The organism is Thermophilibacter sp. ET337 (assembly GCF_024733715.1).
In the GTDB taxonomy this organism is placed as follows: Bacteria; Actinomycetota; Coriobacteriia; order Coriobacteriales; family Atopobiaceae; genus Thermophilibacter.
In genome coordinates this window covers 58642-76615 of the sequence record NZ_JANRHO010000004.1, presented here as the reverse complement: position 1 = coordinate 76615, position 17974 = coordinate 58642, and the positions used below count along the sequence as shown (strand labels likewise).

The following is a 17974-nucleotide window of genomic DNA, read 5'->3' as shown; positions in this document are numbered from 1 at the left end:
ACCTGGCTCGTTAGCAGATTACCTTATAGACCAACCATGGCTCTAACTTGGTTTGTTAGACGAATGTTCTGATGCCAGAAGTTGTACTGTTCAAGCTGCTGAGGCACTTCGTTATACAGTTCGGATTGTTTGGTGGGATCGCGGAGTGTAATGATGACGCAGTAGTCTTGGCTGAGCGGTAAACCATTCCTGTCTGCGTTGCGTTCCGTTTGGTGGCGATAGGTTCCCTTCAAGTGCAGGAACCAGAGACGTCCTGTGGCCACTTTCTCCCTGTTGCTTTTCGTAAGATCAGCGAGATCTATTGCATACTTCTTTACCGGTGAATACTTGCCCTTGTATTGAATGAGCATTCGTTCGCGAAGAGCAAAAGCCGTACCGCCCTCCCTGAGTCGTGGCTTGCTATAAAACGTCCGGTTCAGCAGGTTGAGAGAGTCCTTTCGCCCTATAGGGTTGAGAATGCCGTTTTGTGTGGTGTCTCGCTCCTCCTTGAAATCGTACGTTCCGAACGCAATCTCAACATCTGACTGGCAATACTCACCACCTTGGCCGATTGCTCTGATTGGAGATAGCGCGGCAGTGAGAATAACCTGCCCTGTGTAGTATCCATCGCGTATGAGCGAAGGCGGCATCGGGAAGTCCTTGATATCAATGACCTGCCCTCTTGGAAGTTTGCCCCTAAGAATGAGCGTTGAAGAATAGATGTCATCCGACAGAATCGATCTGATGTTGCCCGGTATACCGAAGCCCATCTCCTGCACCCGCTCGTCTGCGGGAATTAATGTATCCCCAGGGAAGGAAGCGGAATGTGTGATAAGGGCTTTTACAAGCAACGGGTCAAAATCTCCGCCTATGGCCTGTTGAAGGTTCGCTGCGAGGGCGGCGACGCGTGGAGTAGAGAAGCTTGTACCCACATTTCCTGCAGGGCCACCATCAACGCCAAACGAGTGAACTTCCGAGCGCGTGATGCCTGAAGGGGTCCATCCCGCATTGCCACCGTAGTGGCAGACCTCAGGCTTGATGATGTATTCGGGGCCTGGTCCCTTGCGAGAAAACGGCGAGGCCTGGCCTATCTCGGCTGCGTCATGGATGTCTTTTTCATGAGCGGCAGACCCAACGGTTAAGGCTCGGATGGAATCGGCACCTACCAGCAGTTTCCCTTTAGCACCGTCGTATGAGAGCTCGCAGTTTCCCGCAGATTTGCAGATGAGCACGCCGTACTCGTCCTGAATGTCATCTAGAGCCATTCCGAACTCGGAATACTCGTGCTCACTAACCTCTTTGTTGAAGCTGAGCGAAAGGTTCCAGACCTTCACCCTCTCATGCATTGCACCGATGATGGTGCGGATGGAGTCGACCATCTCCAACTCATCGACGTCTCCGTCACCGAGCATTACCGCAGCGTCAACAAGGCGAGCGGGCAGTCCGCCAACCCAGTCCTTCTGCTCAAGCCGGTCACCGTATGCCGCAATTCCTGCAACGAACGTCCCATGGGCTTTATCCAAATCGGTGTCGATATAAGGAGACACTCGCTTACCCAGAAGCCATGGGGAAAGATGAGGAATCTCCTCGATCCCGCTGTCAAGTATGCCGATGAGCGGATAGTCCACTCCCGGATTGGGTGACTGTATTCCGGGAATAGCGAGTCCAGACGCGCCGTCAAGCGTGGCAACACATCTTGGCATCGGGCGAATGAAAAACAGCGTCTCGCCTGCCGCTCCGTCTACCACCGCCTTGACCTGATCGGTGCTCGCATGGATGCGATACACCGTCAAACCCTTTGCATACTCCAGCTTCTTGTGCGGGATGCCGAGCTTCCCGAGTTGTTCTTCGAAGATTTCGGCACACGGGGAGCTTTCCTCCTCGAAGTCTAGTAGGCGGACCTTATACACGTCTTTGTCGATTTCCGTTTCGATTGTGGGGTGGAACCTCTCGATTGAGTCGATGCATGACAGCGCCATGTCGTAGCGCTCGTAATCTTCAAGGCGCGTTTGTATCGTCTGCAACTGCTCGTTGCCCCAGGCGCGGACAATGAGGCTCTTGCTTCCGCGCATCCCCATGACGCGGGACGCTCCGTCGGCCCCGTCCACCTCGAACATGTCTGTTATCGCTCTGCGTTTCGACTTGGCGGTATCGCGCTTGTCTAGAGTCACTTCGTAGACGTAGGGCAAGTCGGGATTGTGCTGAGCGTCGGCATAACTTTCAACGAAATCGCTCACGAGGGCGTGCGATTTATTAACAAGGTCGTCTCCTGTAAGGACCCACTTTGGCTTTTCCTTCTGTCCGCGACCCTCAACTCGCTCCTCATCGATAGAGCGCTGACGAAACACCGTTATGGGCAGAAAGTCATCAGGCATTGCTACTCCTCACGTCTTGCTGCTCGAGAAACCGTTTGGATGCGACGCATCGATATTGATGTCCTCTCATGGATTTCTCTCAAGGTGCATCCCGCATCGATGAGATAGCGGATAAAACCCTCCTGGTCATCAAGCCTGTGATGTTTGAGAAGATACGTTTCACGTGCGAGATGGTATGCCGTAAACATGCCGTCTAAACCTTCGAGCGTGGCGCTATAGAATGCGTTCTTGGTTGCCGTGCTGAGATCCGAAAAGCTAAGGCCCCCAAGCGCGCTATAGAGCTTCGGTTTAATTCTCGTAGACATGTAGGGCTGAATGAAACGCTGAGCATATGCTTCAAGCTCGCCATTCGCGGGCATGGGAACCTCTATGACCTTGTTGAACCTACGCCAGACGGCGGGGTCCAGCAGATCCTGATGGTTCGTCGCGGCAATGAGGATGCTCCCCTCACCGAACGAGTCGATATTCTGAAGAAGGCTGTTCACCACCCGCTTAAGCTCCCCAAGCTCGTTTTCGTCATCTCGGCGCTTTGCGACCACGTCAAACTCATCGAGAAACAGCACGCATTCTTGCTTTGCCGCGTAATCGAATACCTTACGAATGTTCTTTGCGGTACTCCCAAGCAGAGAGGATACAAGGCTGTCAAGACGGGCTGTTACGAGCGGGAGACCGGTCTGCGCCGCTATATAGCGAGCTATGCTGGTCTTTCCACATCCAGGTGGGCCATACAGCAGCAAATAGTTCTGCGCGTCCATTCCGTGACGTGCCAGGATGTCTCGCTTGCCGCGCATTGCTACGACGCCGTCAATCTCATTGCGGAGAAAGTCGCTGAGGATGAGATCAACGTCTTCCGGCAAGACAATCTCAACATCGACGATTTCCATGCGGCTTTCTTGGTCTACGGGCTTTGAAGAGAGCCCGTCAAGCGTCGCAACATTGAAACGCTTGCCCGCCAAAGTCGTGCGTATTCGCTTCGCGAAGCGAGGGTCCCCAGACTGCTCCAAGTTGTCCGCCAACGTTCTGGCGTAGTTGAGCACTTTGGTTCTGTCTCCAGTGAGTCCGCCCTCTATAATACGTAGCACTTCAGCTTGCATGGCCCTCTCCATATTCATTGCCAAGCATTCTGTATACAAACAAAGCATGTTGTAAACATCTAGGTAAGATTGTACTCGAATATTGGTCTTCTGTATACAAGAGGAAATTCTTCTGCTCACAGAGTTATTACGCCCGCAGTCATCGAGCTCTTCGGAGAGCGTGCTTGTGACACGCCGATAGCCTGTATCCGTGGAATACCGGGTGCAGGCTTTTTCTTGGCCTGCCCGACGAGAAAGGCGGGCCCATCTATGGACGGTGAGGTCGATGGCAAGACGCGGGAGCTCCAGGAGACGAACAGTCAGGCGGCGCGGGGCGAACCGCAGCAGGCGGCGCAGGAGCCGCTGACGTCCGGTGGCGCCGGCGCAGCGGGAGCGGGTACGGACTACGAGGCTCTTCTCGCCGAGCGTGATGCCAAGATCGCCGAGCTCGAGGGAGCGATCGCGGAGGCGGCGAAGTCCGCCGAGGCGGCGGAGGCCCTGCGCGTTGAGATGGACGAGCTGCGGCGCCAGGGCGAGGAGCAGCGCGTTGAGTTCGAGCTCACGATGGCCGGCGCGCGCAACGTGAGGGCAGCGCGCGTCCTTCTCGATGAGCACGGCGGTGACGTCTCCAAGCTAAAGGAGGCCGAGCCGTGGCTGTTCGACAGCGCGATGCCAAGACAGGGCGGCAAGACCGGCCTTCCCAACGCGGGGGCCGCATCAGACGAGGGCAAGACGATGAAGCGGTGGCGCGAGATCGCAGGCATCGCGGACGAGGAGTAGCAGATGGCCAACAGCATCGCATCTACCAAGAACTACACGACCATCCTTGACGAGGTGTACCAGCGCGCGGCGGTCTCCGCGTGCCTGAACAGCCCGCGCCGCATGGTGCGCGCTGGCCGCAACGCCAAGGAGATTATGGTGCCGAAGATCCAGGTATCCGGCCTTGGCAACTACACACGCAACGTGGGCTACAAGACCGGCAGCATCACCTACGAGTTCGAGACGAAGACGTTTAACTACGACCGTGGTATCCGCCTTCTGGCTGACGTCATGGACGTGGAGGAGGCCGGCGTGCTCGACTGCTTTGTCGAGGCTGGCTCCGAGCTCCAGCGCACGCAGGTGGCGCCGGAGGCCGACGCCTTCACCTTTGCCGAGATCGCCGGCCACGACGGGGTGACGCCTGCGGAGGAGGACTTCGCGGACGCCGAGGCGGCGGACGTCCTCGCCTCGCTGCGCGCGGCGACCAACGAGATGGACGAGCTGGAGGTCTCGACCGGCAGCCGCATCCTCTTCATCACGCCGACGCTCAAGGGCGTGCTGGACGACTTCTCGCTCGCCAACCCCGCGCGCTCGAACCGCGTGCTCGAGCGCTTCAGCCGCATCGTGGAGGTGCCGCAGACGCGGTTCTTCTCGGCCATCGCGCTGAACTCGGGCGAGGGGGACCAGTTCGGGTATAGCCGCGCCGAGGACGGAACGCTTCCTTAAGCTTGGCGTAACGGTCCATTGCCGGGGAATCCGGCCAATGTCCGTTTTGAAATAGGGATGGGCACCCAATCATAGGGGCCTCACTCAAATGAAGCCCCTTGAGATGACCGAGACCTCAAGCGCTCAAAGGCCGAGGTGCCCGTCGGCAACCAGTGTATCCACTATGCAGCTGGAACGAGATAGAGGTTCTCCTCGTCTGCGAGCAAAAACATTTGATGGTTATAGATCCTGCTGACCTCACGGATGTTGTCGACAAAAACGTGTGCATCCGTAGCCTTGACATCGTGAAGCCGAGCCATCAGGTTCTTGGTCGCGTCCTCCTTTGCTTGTTCGAGACCCTTCCCAGCATCGGAAAGTGCCTCGTCAATGGGGGTCAGGTTGCCAAACGGGGTTGACGCGAAGAACCCGCCGAGCGCTTTGCCCGCCTCAGCGATGCCTCCGAGGATGGCGTTGTCAACGGACGAGCGGGAGAGGTTCTCGATGGTGTTATAGCAATGGGTGTAGAGCTTACGATACCGGTTTGCGTGCTCTTCGAGAGCACAAGCAACGGACTCGAGATACCCCTCATCAAAGTTCTCAAGCAGCATGATTTCAAGGAAAGTGGCAAAGGAATATGTATGGAGAGCAAGTTGATACTCTTTGAGTATGTCAATGATCTTGCCCATTTTGTCCTCGGCGCCCCACTGGAAGTGGACGAGGTCGTTGTCCTTGAGCGCGGACTCAGCCTGAGCGCGTAGGTGGATGATACTTTTCTCAGAGCTCTGGCGAATGGCGAGAACTTGAGCATACTTTGTCTTTTTATATATCTCAATGTTCCAGTTGAACTGATAATTATCCAGAATGTCAGAGAGTGCCTCAAGTCCGGCGCGGAGCTCCGCCTTATCACGGTTCTTGAGATACTCGAACATCTCCTCTTGAGTCTCCTGGATGGAGTCGAGCTTCCGATTGATTTCCATAAGGGCTGCCGCCATGAATATAGTGGCGGGATCGACGGGGAGCGCGGTGGTAATCTGGCCGGCTTGAGAGCTCACCTCGTGAAGTCGAATCTGATGGAGGCCACTCCCGTCACTGTATGATCCCATCAATCCGGAAAGATCTTTGAAGCTGAAGAGCTCGCTCGCGGTAACGGCCTTTCCATCACGTGTCGTAGCTAAGAACAAGTTTCCTGCTGCTGGAATGCTGACGCTTTGCGTTACGGTGCGAAACGTCTCGGGAATCGCAGAGAAAGCTGCACCAAGTGCGGCAATTTGAACAAGCGGCATCGTTGTGGCGTGGGCGTAGTCGACCTCAATGTCTGGATAGTCGACAGAGAGCTTTTCGCGAAGCTCTAGCATGGCATGGGTGCTCAGGCTGTCAGACTTCATATCCGTGCGCTGAATGGAGTTGTCGCTCATAGGGACCTTTCGAATCGATGTCAACAGCAATGAATTTTGCGCGAAGCCTATAAGGTGCATGTGTCCGACTGGGAAGATGACAGCCCTAAGCCGCATCAACCCATTTGACGGTGTACTCCTGGCCTGCAAGCTTTCCCACGTTCTTGATATAGGACTCGAGCATGCTCTTTGCCCGCTCCCGAGCCTGGCTCTTGAGCGTGTCGTCCTGTTCGGCTGCTGCGCGCATGTCGTTTTGCGCGTTGCCGAGTACCTCGGTTTTCTCCTCCGTGGTGAATCCCGTCATAAAGCCCGTCTCGATGACGGGGTCGGAGATCGAGCTTTCGTCGACGTCAACGTTTAGGACCTCTGCTGCGGGGAGGGTGACGCTGACGACGTTTGACGAGTCGGGCCCGGAGATGCTCATTCGGGACACATCAATGCCCATCTCGACCACGCCGCTGTACTCGAACCAGATCTGCTTGTACCCATTTTCGAAAAACCAGGCGAACATGCCGTTTGCCTGCTGCTCCGCGCGCGCAACGTTGTGGTAATAGACCTCAAGCGTCGAGAGCTCGCAGACGTATCCTGCGTTCGAGAAGCTCGGAGTTGATTGAGTCTCGTTCGGAAGGCACCCGGAAAGAGAGAGCGTGAGAGCTGCTGAGCAGGCAGCAGCCGCGATGCCCATGCGCGCTATTCCGCTACGCTTCATCAGAAACCCCCTCGGTTGGCTGGCTATCGCTATTCTCGACACTCTCCTCGGCGATTGAAGCATCGTCCGGCCAGATGAGCTCATAGCCAGCGTCCTCAAGGAGGGGAAGCGTCAGCGCTTGAACGGCGCTCTCGAGATTGGCCTTTGCCGTACGGTAGATGTCGCCCTGACTCTCTATTTCCGTGCGAGCATCCGCCTTGCAGATGGTGATGATGTCCCTGAGCTCGAGATTTGGGTTTCTCGGGATGTAGTCGAAGGACGACTCGTCCACGCTCGGATCGTAGATCGTGATTTCGGGAATGATGGGGGTGACGGTCATTGCGTCATTGTCTACGGTGAATGTGACGTCGGCAAGATCGATGCCCGCTCTGACCGTAGACGAGTAGTAGATTCTCTGAGTAACGCTTCCTTCTTCATCCTTGATTTCGGCAATTCCGTTGTACACGTACTCAGCGGTCGAGAGCTTGCTGATGCTGACGACCTTCTCGAGCTCTGAGGCGGAGAGGTAGGTCATCCCCTCTCCGCTTCGGAGCATGCCGGGGATGGAAAGGGCGGAAAAGACGATAAGTGCGACGATGGCGATAGAAATCCCGGCAATGCGCTTGGGGGTTAGCAGCTCGGAGAGCACCTTACCGCGAGCCTTGCGCCTCCGGATTTTCTCAGCGCTCGCCCTGTTCTTGCGCTTCTCGCGTTCAAGACTCGCCGCCGCGGCGTTCGCCTTGCTTTGCGCTTCGTAGATTCTGGCCTCGTCAGGAGTGGCATGGCCATCAGCCCGACTTTGACGGGTCTTGCGTTTGTCGGAGGGCGTCATGCCCTCCGGAATCTGATCGTTGCTCTGCATAGTCGCCTCGCATGCAGCTGTCTTAATTGAACCTTAAGTCAAGACTATAACGCTCATGCTTGGGCTGCTGGCCAATATGTTTTATCGGGACAACCGTGCCCTTTGCGCGCTCAACGAAGAATCGGCGAGCGGTGGGTCACGTGGTCTTCGGGTGACGATGACTATACTCTTCCCAAGCAGCCCCGCGCTCCCGCGCGCCCGGCTGCCCCTGCCGTCCGATGGAGTCGAGCCCTTGTCCTGGAGGAGCCATGGAACTGGTGACGAGCATTGAGGACTGCGTGGGAAAGGACCTCCTCGCGTGGGTCGGCTACTCGCCGAGCGGCCGGGAGACCGCCTGCTTCCCGAGGCCGCAGTTTCGCATGGACGGCGGCTCACTCAGCAGGATTGATTCGTCGATCTTCCCGGACGTCGGCGGAATCGTCGCGCTGCTGACCGATGGGGTCGACTCTGACGCGGTCCGCTCGCGGTTCGGCGAGGTCGTGGTCATGCGGTTCAACAACTATGGACCCGAGAAAAACCCGGCATACAAGGACGGGAACAACCAGAACCAGTTTCGCTCGTACCTGAACGTCCGACTTCCCAGCGGGCGCTCCGATCTCGAGTTCATCGAGCTCAGCAAGCACGGGGCCTCGAAGTCGCTGCTCCAGGTGGTCGAGGTCTCAGGGCTTCCCCAGCTCGCGGGAAGGGCGGGGGAGGGACTGAGCCTAGCCGTCTCCGACGAGATCCTCACGGACCTCGTGATGGTCGTCGACCGCTCGCCCGACAGGGAGCGGCTCTTCGGCCCCTTTGCCCCGCGGGTTCCCGGCGCGGGCGAGCTCGAGCTCGTCGGCTCCCAGGACCATGACTACCGGGTCTACGAGTTCCCCCGTTCCCTTCAGGAGTCGAGGCTCGAGCTTTGCGACCGGGAGGGCGACGCGCGGTTCGGCTTCTTCGAGCTGTCGACGATCGAGTCTGCCATCGACCGCGGCGCCTATGCCAATAGGTTCGACTGGGTGCCGAGGTCGCTGTTGGTGAAGGTGGTCGGACGCGCCCTCTCGCTCTCGGAGGAAACCAAGGATTTGAGCAAGGGCAAGCTGAGGAAGATTCGCAACGAGGTCGGTGCCATCACGGATGTCACGGCGGGTATCAGGCTCGATGACGGGCGCAGGGAGAGGGTCCTCGACCTCATGAGCGACGTCGAGTACTTCGGGACGCTGCCGGACGCCCTGCAGGACGCAGTGTTCGAGCGCATGTCGGACGAGAAGCTCGCCGAGATCGTCCTCGCGCCGCAGAACCTCCCGAGGTTCAAAGAGCAGATCCTCGAGATCCCCGAGATTGCCGAGGAGGTGTCGCAGCAGAGAAGGGCCCTCATGGCGTCCCTCGACAGCCTCCGCGAGGAGGAGGCCGCCGCTCGCAGGCGGCGCGACGAGGCGCTCGAGGAGCTCACTCAGGCCGAGAAGAGCCTTGAGGAGCGTCTCAGGATGGCTGAGCGGGCAAAAAGCGAGGAGCTCGAGCGGCTCGAGGCCGAGTGCGAGCGGCTCAGGGGCGAGGTCGGCTTGCTCGAGGGCCGGCTCGAGCGGCTCAGGGCCGAGGAAGCTGAGGTCAACGAGGGCGTTGCGGGCCTCGTGGCCCTTCTCGACGACAAGGTGCGGCTCTCCGCCGAGGCGCTGAGGGAGAGCGCGCTCAACAAGATCTTGAGCATGGGCGAGATGGACCGTGGCATCGGGTCGTCCCGCGAGGCGTCCCCTTGCGAGGTGGCGGCACCGGCGGTGATCGTGCGCGACGAGGGACAGGACCTCGTCGACCGTCTCGCGGACGTCGTCTGCGAGCGGGCGGGCCGCTCCTACGACCGAAACGAGCTCATCGACTTCTACATCTGCCTCACCCAGGGGTTCATCACGACGTTCGCCGGCATGCCCGGCACCGGCAAGACGAGCCTCTGCAGGCTCCTCGCCCGCGGCCTCGGCATCGAGGGGCGGGGGCTCGGGCGCTTCGTCGAGGTCTCCGTCGAGCGCGGATGGACGTCGTATCGCGACTATATCGGGTACTACAACCCCCTGACCGGCATCGAGGAGCGCTCGAACCCGGAGGTCTTCTCGCTGCTGGAGCGCCTAGGTGCTGGGGACGGCGACGCCGCGTCGGAGGCACCCGGGATCATCCTGCTCGACGAGGCAAACCTCAGCCCCATCGAGCACTACTGGGCCCCCTTCCTCGGGGCGTGCGACTCCTTCCATGACGGGCGCTCCACGCTCTCCCTGGGCGGGAGCCGGTCGCTTCCCATCCCGAGCAGCGTTCGCTTCCTCGCCACGGTGAACTATGACCACACGACCGAAGAGCTCTCGCCGCGCTTCCTCGACAGGAGCTGGGTGGTCATGCTGGGGGCGGACTCCTCCGTGTCCGACGACCTGCCTGAGGAGGACAGGACGGCACCCGAGGGCGTGGTTCCCTACGGGAGCCTGCTCGCCACCTTTGGGAGGAGGCGCGAGACGACGATGGACGCCGCCTCCGAGAGCATCTACTCCGAGGTGCTCCAGGCGTGCGCGGACAACGGCAGGCCCGTCTCCCAGCGGAGCAGGAACATGATGAGGGGCTTCATATCCGCAGCGAGTGAGCTCATGGACACCAAGAAGGTCGGGACGAGGTTCGACCCGGTCGACATGGCGGTCGCCCAGAAGGTTCTCCCCGCCATCTCCGGTCCGCGCGAGACGTACGAGGGGCTCGTCAACGCCCTCGAGAAGGCGTGCACCCAGCTGAGGGTGTCCTCGGCGCTCATCGCCAACATCAAGCGCGCGGGCGAGAGCAGTGGCTACTACCAGTTCTTCGCCTAGCGTGGGCGCCTCACCTCACGGGGGCACCGCCCCCGTCCCGAGCGTCGAGCCCCGTGTGACGCTGGTGCTCACGGGCGAGCGGGGCAACACGATTCGTCTTCTCCTCAGATCCGAGGACGTCTGGCGGGAGAGCCTCGACGTCACTGACGCGCTCTGCGTCAGCGAGGACGCGCACTACGCGTTTGCCGTCGAGGCGGAGGGCGTCGGGCAGGTGTCCGGGGCGACGCTGCTCGTCAACGGGGAGGTCGTCGCCTCGGGTGCACAGGACGGCGGGGACGGGCGCGTCGAGCTCGACGAGTCCGAGGTTTCGAGCCCGTTCCGGCTGATTTTCGGCTACGCCAGAGCGGAAGTGCGCCTGACGTGTGAATCAGGCGACCTGACGTTCTTCTCGCAAGACATCCCCGTCCTCGTCCGCGGGTCGAGGGAGGTCGAGGAGCGCCGCGTCTCCCTCATGTACGAGGACCTGTTCGGCGGGTCGGCGGACCCCGCGCTCGAGATGATGCTGACGGGGGTCCCCTCGGGCAAGAGGCGCTTCTCCATCGTGGAGGGGTCCGCGATCTCTTCCGCGCCGCGTGGGCTCTCGACGTTCGTCCAGATGGCCGAGAAGGTGCTCGCCGGCTTCGAGGGGTGCCTGCCGGCCTTCAGGCTCCACGTTGCGAGCAAGGTCTCCCGCACGCGGCGGCGCGTCCCGCGCAACAGGGTCTCCCACTTGGGGACCTCCGAGGTCCTGTGGATCGCCCGGCATCCCGAGGCGCTCGAGCGCGTTCCCGGACCCTCGCCCCTCTCCGACGGAAGGCGCTGCTTCCTTCCTCGCTACGTGGAGACGGAGCGTCGCGCGCGGACGTTCGACATCCCCGAGAACCGGGTGGTCGTAGCCTTTCTGGGACAGGCGTCCCATAGGCTGCGCGCCCTGTCGCAGATGCTCACAAGTGCCACGTTCGAGGGGGAGGGGCTGACGAGGGCCCTGAATCTCCACGCCTCCGAGGGTTACGTGCTCTCGTCGCTGCTCGTGGCGGACGTCTCCCTCAGGATGCGAAGAAGGGCCGCGAGGGAGCTCGACCGCCTTGCGGAGTGGGCGGGACGCCTCCGGGGCGCCTACCATCGCGCGGCCCCGGGTGTCCAGGCGGTGCCCTTCAAGCCCCCGCGCCGCTCGAAGATATTCCAGGAGATCGATCCGTATGGCAGGCTCTACCAGCTCATGGGCATGTGGTGCTCCTTCGGGGACGTTGACGTGTCCGGCCTGAGCCTCGCCCTGCGGACCGAGCGCATGGACACGTTCTACGAGTACTACGCCCTTCATGCGCTGCTCCGGGCCCTTCACGACGTGGGCCTCGTCCCGGACTCCGACGTTGCTGAGCCCGTCTCGACCGTGCGCTACTCCAGCTCGGGACAGTACGATGCGAGCGGCGCCCAGGTCGCCAACAGGTACTGCCTCAGCCGTCCCGGGATGCGCGCCCAGCTTTTCTACCAGCCGGTCCTCACCGCCTCGGAGCTCGAGGAGAACGGGGTGACGCTCCATCGGCTGACTTCCTCCGGCGCCGAGGCGCCTTACACCCCGGACTTCCTGCTCAGGCTCTCCTGCGACGGTGAGCCGTGGAGGGACGTCGTGCTCGACGCAAAGTACATGACCGTGGGTGCCGTGGGCGACAGGGTGCGTGACTGGCTACCTTCGGGGAGAAGGGCCACGGTTCTGGAGGAGTGCCTGAGGAAGTATAAGCTCGAGTGCCTTGCTTCCGATACGGGGCGCCAGCCCGCGTCGGTGTGGCTCCTCTGCGGAAGGGACCATCTGGTCCGCGAGTTTGACTTCGAGCGCTCCGGATGGGCGCGCGCAAACAGGGACAGGCTCTCCCCCTCGGGCGCAGTCTCACTCTCTCCCCTGGCAAACGGGCTTCCCGGTGTTCTGGCTGCGCTCGGGGTTGTGAGTCCGAGTGGGGAGGGGGAGGCGGCGCCGACGGCTGCGGCGGAGGCAGTCTCGGAGGTGGGGACCGCGCCTGCGACTGCGTCCCACCCTGCTCCCGAGCCGCAAGATGCGAATCGGGCATCGCTTACGCCGGGGCCCGTGGCCACGTCTGAACCGGAGCCTGTCACGGAGCCCGCGAAGTCTACGCATAGGCAGGAGCCGAGCGAGCTCGAGGAGGATATCCATAAGCTTATGGCGCTCATGCCCAAGAAGGGGGCCGACCTCTATAAAGCCGCATGGGCCCAGAGGGTGCTGGACATGAGCGAGCCGCTTCTGAGAAGGAGCGTCTCGGGGAAGCGCGAGGCAAAGCGATATCGCCGCATCACGTTGGACGGCAAGGACGTCTTTCTCTGCAAGGCCATGCTCCTCCCGCAGCTCAACGCGCTCCACAGGTACGCCTCCCTGCTCGAGAGGAGGGCGAGCGACGCCGATAACCCCACGGGGGAGGGCTCCTGATGGAGCGCGCCGGGGTGGTCAAGTCAAGAGGAGTCCTGGGAGGCCAGCTCCATGAGCAAGAAGAAAAAGAAGGGCAAGGGGTACGTCCCGGCACGGGAGATGAAGCTGCGCCCCGTTACTCCCTACGGGCAGGGACGCGCCGGGTCGGGATCGGTGTACCTTCGAGAAGCCCCGAAGATGGAAGAGGCGTCCCTGCCGTTCTCGCGAAGCGTCCTTTCCTCGACGGTGGCCCCGTCGTCTCGCATGTGCGGCTCTCTGCCCGTGGGGTCAAATGGGGGTCCGGGGTCGGTCGTCATAAGGAGATCTTCGTCCAACCCGGTGGTGTTCGATGGCAATGAGTTCACGCTCATCGTTGGCGATGGTACCAAAGCATGCCAGGGGAAAGGGCATCCCATCGAGCGATTGACGGGCATACTTGTATCGCTCTCGAGGAAGCCGGTGAGAGTCACGATTGAGTACTGTCAGAAGTGCAGGAAGTACTTTGTCGGCGACGTAGCGTTCCGGGCCTGTTGCAAGGAGCATGGGCCGCTGCTGGGGAACTACCGGTTTGCACGGACGGGACGTGGGGACGGCGGATGGTTTGAAGAGCTCGCGTCCGAGTCCGTTCCCAGGCTCTATGGGTATACGGTCAACAAGAGTGACGGACTAACCCCCGGCCAGCGCAGGCTCATCCTCGCGAGTCTTATGGATCGACGGATTGTTTCGCAGGCCTATCTCATCAGACTCCTTGAACTTAACATCAAGAATGGCAGGAAACTCAAGTATAAAGAGGCTGCCTGTGCCAAGTGGGAGAGCGACCTTGAGTGGGTGAAGCGTTACTGCATCGACCCTAGGAGGCGCTTCCTCAAGGATACCTATCTCGACTTTAGGGTGTGCTAGCTAAGGCCTCCTCTCCTTGGGCATTGATTAAAATGTGCTCGTCGCCCATCTCGTCCCTCGGAGCCCACCATGAACGCTGGACCACAGTCAATCGTCAGCTTGCTCACCTCCGCCAACCAGCGGATGGTCATCCCGGTCTATCAGCGTGCCTACTCGTGGGATGAGGAGCAGTGCCGACAGCTCTGGGACGACATCGTCGCCGCCGGGCGCCGAAGCTCTGGGAATCACTTCACGGGCTCCGTGGTCATGGTGCTGGGCGGGGAGTTCAGCGCTGCAGGCGTCAACAAGGTCCTCGTCATCGACGGCCAGCAGCGCATCACCACGCTCAGTCTTCTCATCGCCGCGATGGCGGAGTTTGCCCGAGAGCATCCTAACAAGCTGACGCACGTCTCCTACGAGGAGATTATCGACAGCGGCTACCTTGTCCTCAAGTACAAGAAGGGCGAGGATCACTACCGCCTCACCCTCTCCGAGGGTGACGAGAAGACGCTGCGCTCCGTTCTCGACCACCTTGAGAACCCGGATGTCGAGGTTGCGGGAGAGTCTCACCGCATCGTTGACAACCTCGTCCTATTCCGCACGTGGCTCAACAACATCGAAGACCCCAACGTGGTCTGGGATGGCATCCAACGTCTTGAGATCGTGGCAATCACCTTGGCGCAGGGCCAGGACAATCCGCAGCTCATCTTCGAGTCGATGAACTCCACGGGCAAGGACCTCTCCACGGCTGACCTGGTGCGCAACTTCGTGCTCATGGGCCTTCCCATGGACGAGCAGGAGGATCTCTACGCCAACTACTGGCGCAAGATCGAGGAGACGCTCGGCGCGGACAGCTACGACGAGGTCTTCGACGAGTTCCTCCGGAACTGGCTCACGGTCATATACGCGCCGACCTCCATCAACATGCGCGACGTGTACCGCCTGTTCAAGCGTCACGTTTCGGACAACGGTTACGACAAGTCGGGTCAGATGGCGGTCTTGCTCAAGGAGATCAGGCGCTACGCCGGTTACTACGCCCAGATCACGATGGGCGCCGCGAACGACAAGGACCTCCGCATGAGCCTTGCTCGCATCAAGGCACTCGACGTTACCGTTGTGAACCCGCTGCTCATGTCCTTCCTTGATGACTACGATGAAGGTTCCTTCGGTCGTGACGATCTCCTGGAGATGCTTGACGTAACGGAGAACTACCTCCTGCGTCGTTCTGTGTGCGACGTTGCCACGAACAGTCTCAGTAAGTTCTTCTCGTCGGTCATCGCTCGCCTCAATGCTGCCCAGGAGGAGGGGTGCAACTACTTGGAGGCTTACGAGGCTATTCTTCTGGGCGAGGCGGGGACTGCTCGGCGCATGCCGACCGACGCGGACTTCGAGCGAGCGCTCAGGACGCGCGACTGCTATGCGTTCCGTCGCGGCTTCTTCCTGCTCTCAGCCCTTGAGAACAGCTACCATCCCAAGGATCCGCGGGACTTTGCGGGCGGTACCTATACCATCGAGCACATCATGCCCAGAAATGCGCTCGCTCGGGAGGATTGGCGAAAGATGCTCGGCCCGGAATGCGAGCGCGTTCACGACGAGCTGGTCAACGCACTGGGCAACCTCACGCTCACGGCGTACAACTCGGAGCTCTCCGATGCGTCCTTTGCCCAGAAGAAGGCGCGCACAGTTGGGGGCTATGACAAGGAGCTTCTCGTTATTTCCAAGTCGCTCCAGGACACGGATGTCTGGAATGAGAAGACAATCCGCGCTCGTACGGACGCCCTTGCAAAGCGAGCGCTTGAGATATGGCGGATGCCCCATCTGGATCACTCCGTCATTGATTCCTATCGTCCGGCAAAGAAGGCGGCATCATCCGCTATGCGCAAGATTACGTTCCGCATGATCTGTGCATCCGGTCATCTCAAGGCGGGAGATACTCTGGTCTCGTTCGAGGACGGGCGCGAAGTTACGGCAAAGATTACGGAGGATTACGCAATCCGCCTCTCCAACGGTGAGGAAGTCGACAGCCCCTCGCGTGCGGCCATTCGTGTCAAGGAACTCGAGACGGGCAAGCACTACGCTGTAAACGGCTGGCAGTACTGGCGGGTTGGCGTGGATGGCCCGTACCTTGCGGAGCTCAAAACAGCGTATCTCTCCGAAGCGGAAAGAGCAGACGAGCTTGATGCCGCTAGCCTTCGTGCGGCGTTCTGGGACGGCTTCTTTGACTGTTGCTCCGAGCGAGAGGACTTTGTCAGGGTATACGGCGACCAGTCCGAACGGTGGGACAACCGTGGGTGGAGCGTCTCCTTTGGACTGGGCATCCACGGCGCAAGCGTCCTTGCGTATTATTCGCGGCGTGGGTGGGTCGCTGCAAGCATCTGGATGTCGGACCTTGCCCTCTACGACAGTCTCCTTGCCCGTCGCAGCGAAGTTGACGAGGTCCTTTCCTCTCTTGGCGGGAAGATCGCCTGGAACGAGGGGAACGAAAAGTCTCGCGAGCTTCTTGTGCGCTTGGATACCGATGTCACGCCCGAGCATTGGGACGAGCTGTACACGTGGCTCGTTGACGGTCTGCTCAAGATTCGACCGGTGGCCAAGATGCTGGAGGCGGAGTAGGTCGGCTTTGAAAGCTGCGTTCCCGAGTTGGGCGGTCATGTGATTGGAGTGCGTTCGATATGGCTAAGTCCCAGGAGCTGACCTCCATCATCAACGAGCTGTACGCGCTTACTGCCAGGCTCGAGAAGATGTATCCCGGCAGGCACTTCACGCCGGACGGTCATCTGGTGGGGAGTATCGGCGAGGTGTTTGCCGCCGAGAGATACGGCATCAGTTTGTTTACCGCTGGATGCGAGACTCATGACGGCAAAGCCCCCGACGGACGCCTCGTGCAGATTAAGGCGACCCAGCGTCGCTCGGTTGGAATCTATGAAGAACCCGACTATCTTCTGGTGTTTAGCATCGACCGCGAGGGGCGGCTGAGCGAGGTCTACAACGGTCCGGGAAAGCCGGTCTGGCAGCGCTTTGCCGGCAAGAAGCCTGCGAAGACCGGACAGTATCAGATCTCTCTCGCCCGACTGAAGGAGCTCAATAAGGGAGTCTCGCCCAAGGATAGGATTCCAGTCCTCGCATAGAGATGGCGTTTCCATCTACACCCCCGTGTTGGCGTCCTCCGCCCCACCCGCCCGCCGAAAGACGTGCTCCCACTCGCCGCAGCGTTCTTCTCGCCAGCCTCGCCACGCGGTAAGTGAACAGCGCGCGCATCCGGCGCGCGATGGCAGAAGGGAAAAAGCATGCAGCTCGAGAACAAGGTTGCGGTCGTAACCGGAGCGTCATCGGGAATGGGTCACGCCATCGTGGAGCTCTTCGCCCGCGAGGGGGCAAAGGTGGTGGCCGTCGCACGGCGCAAGGAGCGCCTCGAGGAGCTGGCGGACAGTCTGGTGGACGCTCCGGGCGAGGTCGCGGTCTTTCCCGGCGACGTCTCCTCCCGTGAGGTCAACGAGGGCATGATCGAGTTTGCCCAGAAGACCTTCGGCGGCTTTGACGTCCTCGTCAACAACGCGGGCATCATGGACGACATGTCTCCCGTCGGTGACGCCACGGACGAGAAGTACGAGCAGGTCATGGCCGTCAACGTCTATGGGCCGCTCGCGGCCATGCGCGCTGCGGTGAACGCCTTCAAGGCGTCCGGCACCAAGGGCGCGATCATCAACGTGGCGTCCGTCGGCGGCATGCGCAGCTGCGCCGGCGCCATCTACTGCGCCTCCAAGGCCGCGCTCATCTCGCTCACCAAGAACACCGCCTACATGTACATGGCCGACGGCATCCGCACGAACTGCATCGCTCCCGGCGGCATTGCCACGGAGATCGCCACGTCGATGGGCGTGCCCAATCCGGCCGGATACGGCCGCATCAAGCCCGTGCTCGACTGCTCGCCGGCGCCGGGCAGCGCCGAGGAGATTGCCGCCGCTGCACTCTTCCTCGCAAGTGACGCTGCAAGCTACGTCAACGGCGTGGTCCTGCCCGTGGACGGCGGCTGGATGGCAGGCTGAGTCTGCCCGGGA

General features: G+C 60.5%; 13 protein-coding genes. 8 read left to right on the top strand and 5 right to left on the bottom strand.

Going from position 1 to position 17974, the window contains the following annotated elements; genetic code table 11:
• Positions 1–23 precede the first annotated feature (23 nt).
• Both NW198_RS04955 and NW198_RS04950 read right to left on the bottom strand, forming a co-directional pair.
• Positions 24–2354, bottom strand: coding sequence for a S8 family peptidase (locus NW198_RS04955; RefSeq protein ID WP_258340251.1), 2331 nt, complete (start codon positions 2352–2354; stop codon positions 24–26).
• 2 nt (positions 2355–2356) lie between these two features.
• Positions 2357–3448 (bottom strand): AAA family ATPase, encoded by a 1092-nt coding sequence (locus NW198_RS04950; RefSeq protein ID WP_258340250.1) that lies wholly within the window; start codon positions 3446–3448, stop codon positions 2357–2359.
• Between the two features lie 249 nt (positions 3449–3697).
• Here NW198_RS04950 and NW198_RS04945 point away from each other — a divergent pair, with 249 nt between their 5' ends.
• Both NW198_RS04945 and NW198_RS04940 read left to right on the top strand, forming a co-directional pair.
• Entirely contained in the window at positions 3698–4207 is a 510-nt protein-coding gene (locus tag NW198_RS04945; protein WP_258340249.1) for a hypothetical protein, read from the top strand.
• 3 nt (positions 4208–4210) lie between these two features.
• Positions 4211–4912, top strand: coding sequence for a hypothetical protein (locus NW198_RS04940; protein WP_258340248.1), 702 nt, complete (start codon positions 4211–4213; stop codon positions 4910–4912).
• A gap of 161 nt (positions 4913–5073) precedes the next feature.
• Here the strand turns inward: NW198_RS04940 and NW198_RS04935 are convergent, their stop codons facing one another.
• The 3 genes from NW198_RS04935 to NW198_RS04925 all read right to left on the bottom strand — a co-directional run bounded on the left by NW198_RS04935 (position 5074) and on the right by NW198_RS04925 (position 7835).
• Positions 5074–6306 carry a hypothetical protein gene (locus NW198_RS04935; RefSeq protein ID WP_258340246.1) on the bottom strand — a complete coding sequence of 411 codons (1233 nt, stop codon included), beginning with the start codon at positions 6304–6306 and terminating at the stop codon, positions 5074–5076.
• 85 nt (positions 6307–6391) lie between these two features.
• Complete coding sequence (locus tag NW198_RS04930) at positions 6392–6994, bottom strand: DUF4230 domain-containing protein (protein ID WP_258340245.1); 603 nt, start codon at positions 6992–6994, stop codon at positions 6392–6394.
• Positions 6984–7835 (bottom strand): DUF4230 domain-containing protein, encoded by an 852-nt coding sequence (locus NW198_RS04925; protein WP_258340244.1) that lies wholly within the window; start codon positions 7833–7835, stop codon positions 6984–6986. Before NW198_RS04925 ends, NW198_RS04930 begins: the two co-directional genes overlap by 11 nt.
• A 257-nt stretch (positions 7836–8092) precedes the next feature.
• Between NW198_RS04925 and NW198_RS04920 the strand changes: the two genes are divergently transcribed.
• The 6 genes from NW198_RS04920 to NW198_RS04895 all read left to right on the top strand — a co-directional run bounded on the left by NW198_RS04920 (position 8093) and on the right by NW198_RS04895 (position 17962).
• Positions 8093–10642, top strand: a complete 2550-nt coding sequence (locus NW198_RS04920; RefSeq protein WP_258340243.1) for an AAA family ATPase — start codon at positions 8093–8095, stop codon at positions 10640–10642.
• Between the two features lie 55 nt (positions 10643–10697).
• Positions 10698–13058 (top strand): DUF2357 domain-containing protein, encoded by a 2361-nt coding sequence (locus NW198_RS04915; protein WP_258340242.1) that lies wholly within the window; start codon positions 10698–10700, stop codon positions 13056–13058.
• 51 nt (positions 13059–13109) lie between these two features.
• Positions 13110–13937: a hypothetical protein gene (locus NW198_RS04910; protein ID WP_258340241.1), complete on the top strand. Its 828-nt coding sequence runs from the start codon at positions 13110–13112 to the stop codon at positions 13935–13937.
• Positions 13938–14006: 69 nt separating this feature from the next.
• The gene (locus tag NW198_RS04905; protein ID WP_258340240.1) at positions 14007–16529 is read left to right on the top strand and encodes a DUF262 domain-containing protein; all 2523 of its coding nucleotides are present in this window, start codon (positions 14007–14009) and stop codon (positions 16527–16529) included.
• Positions 16530–16588: 59 nt separating this feature from the next.
• Positions 16589–17044: a DUF6998 domain-containing protein gene (locus tag NW198_RS04900; RefSeq protein ID WP_258340239.1), complete on the top strand. Its 456-nt coding sequence runs from the start codon at positions 16589–16591 to the stop codon at positions 17042–17044.
• A 159-nt stretch (positions 17045–17203) separates the two neighbouring features.
• Positions 17204–17962, top strand: a complete 759-nt coding sequence (locus tag NW198_RS04895; RefSeq protein ID WP_258340238.1) for a glucose 1-dehydrogenase — start codon at positions 17204–17206, stop codon at positions 17960–17962.
• Positions 17963–17974 lie beyond the last annotated feature (12 nt).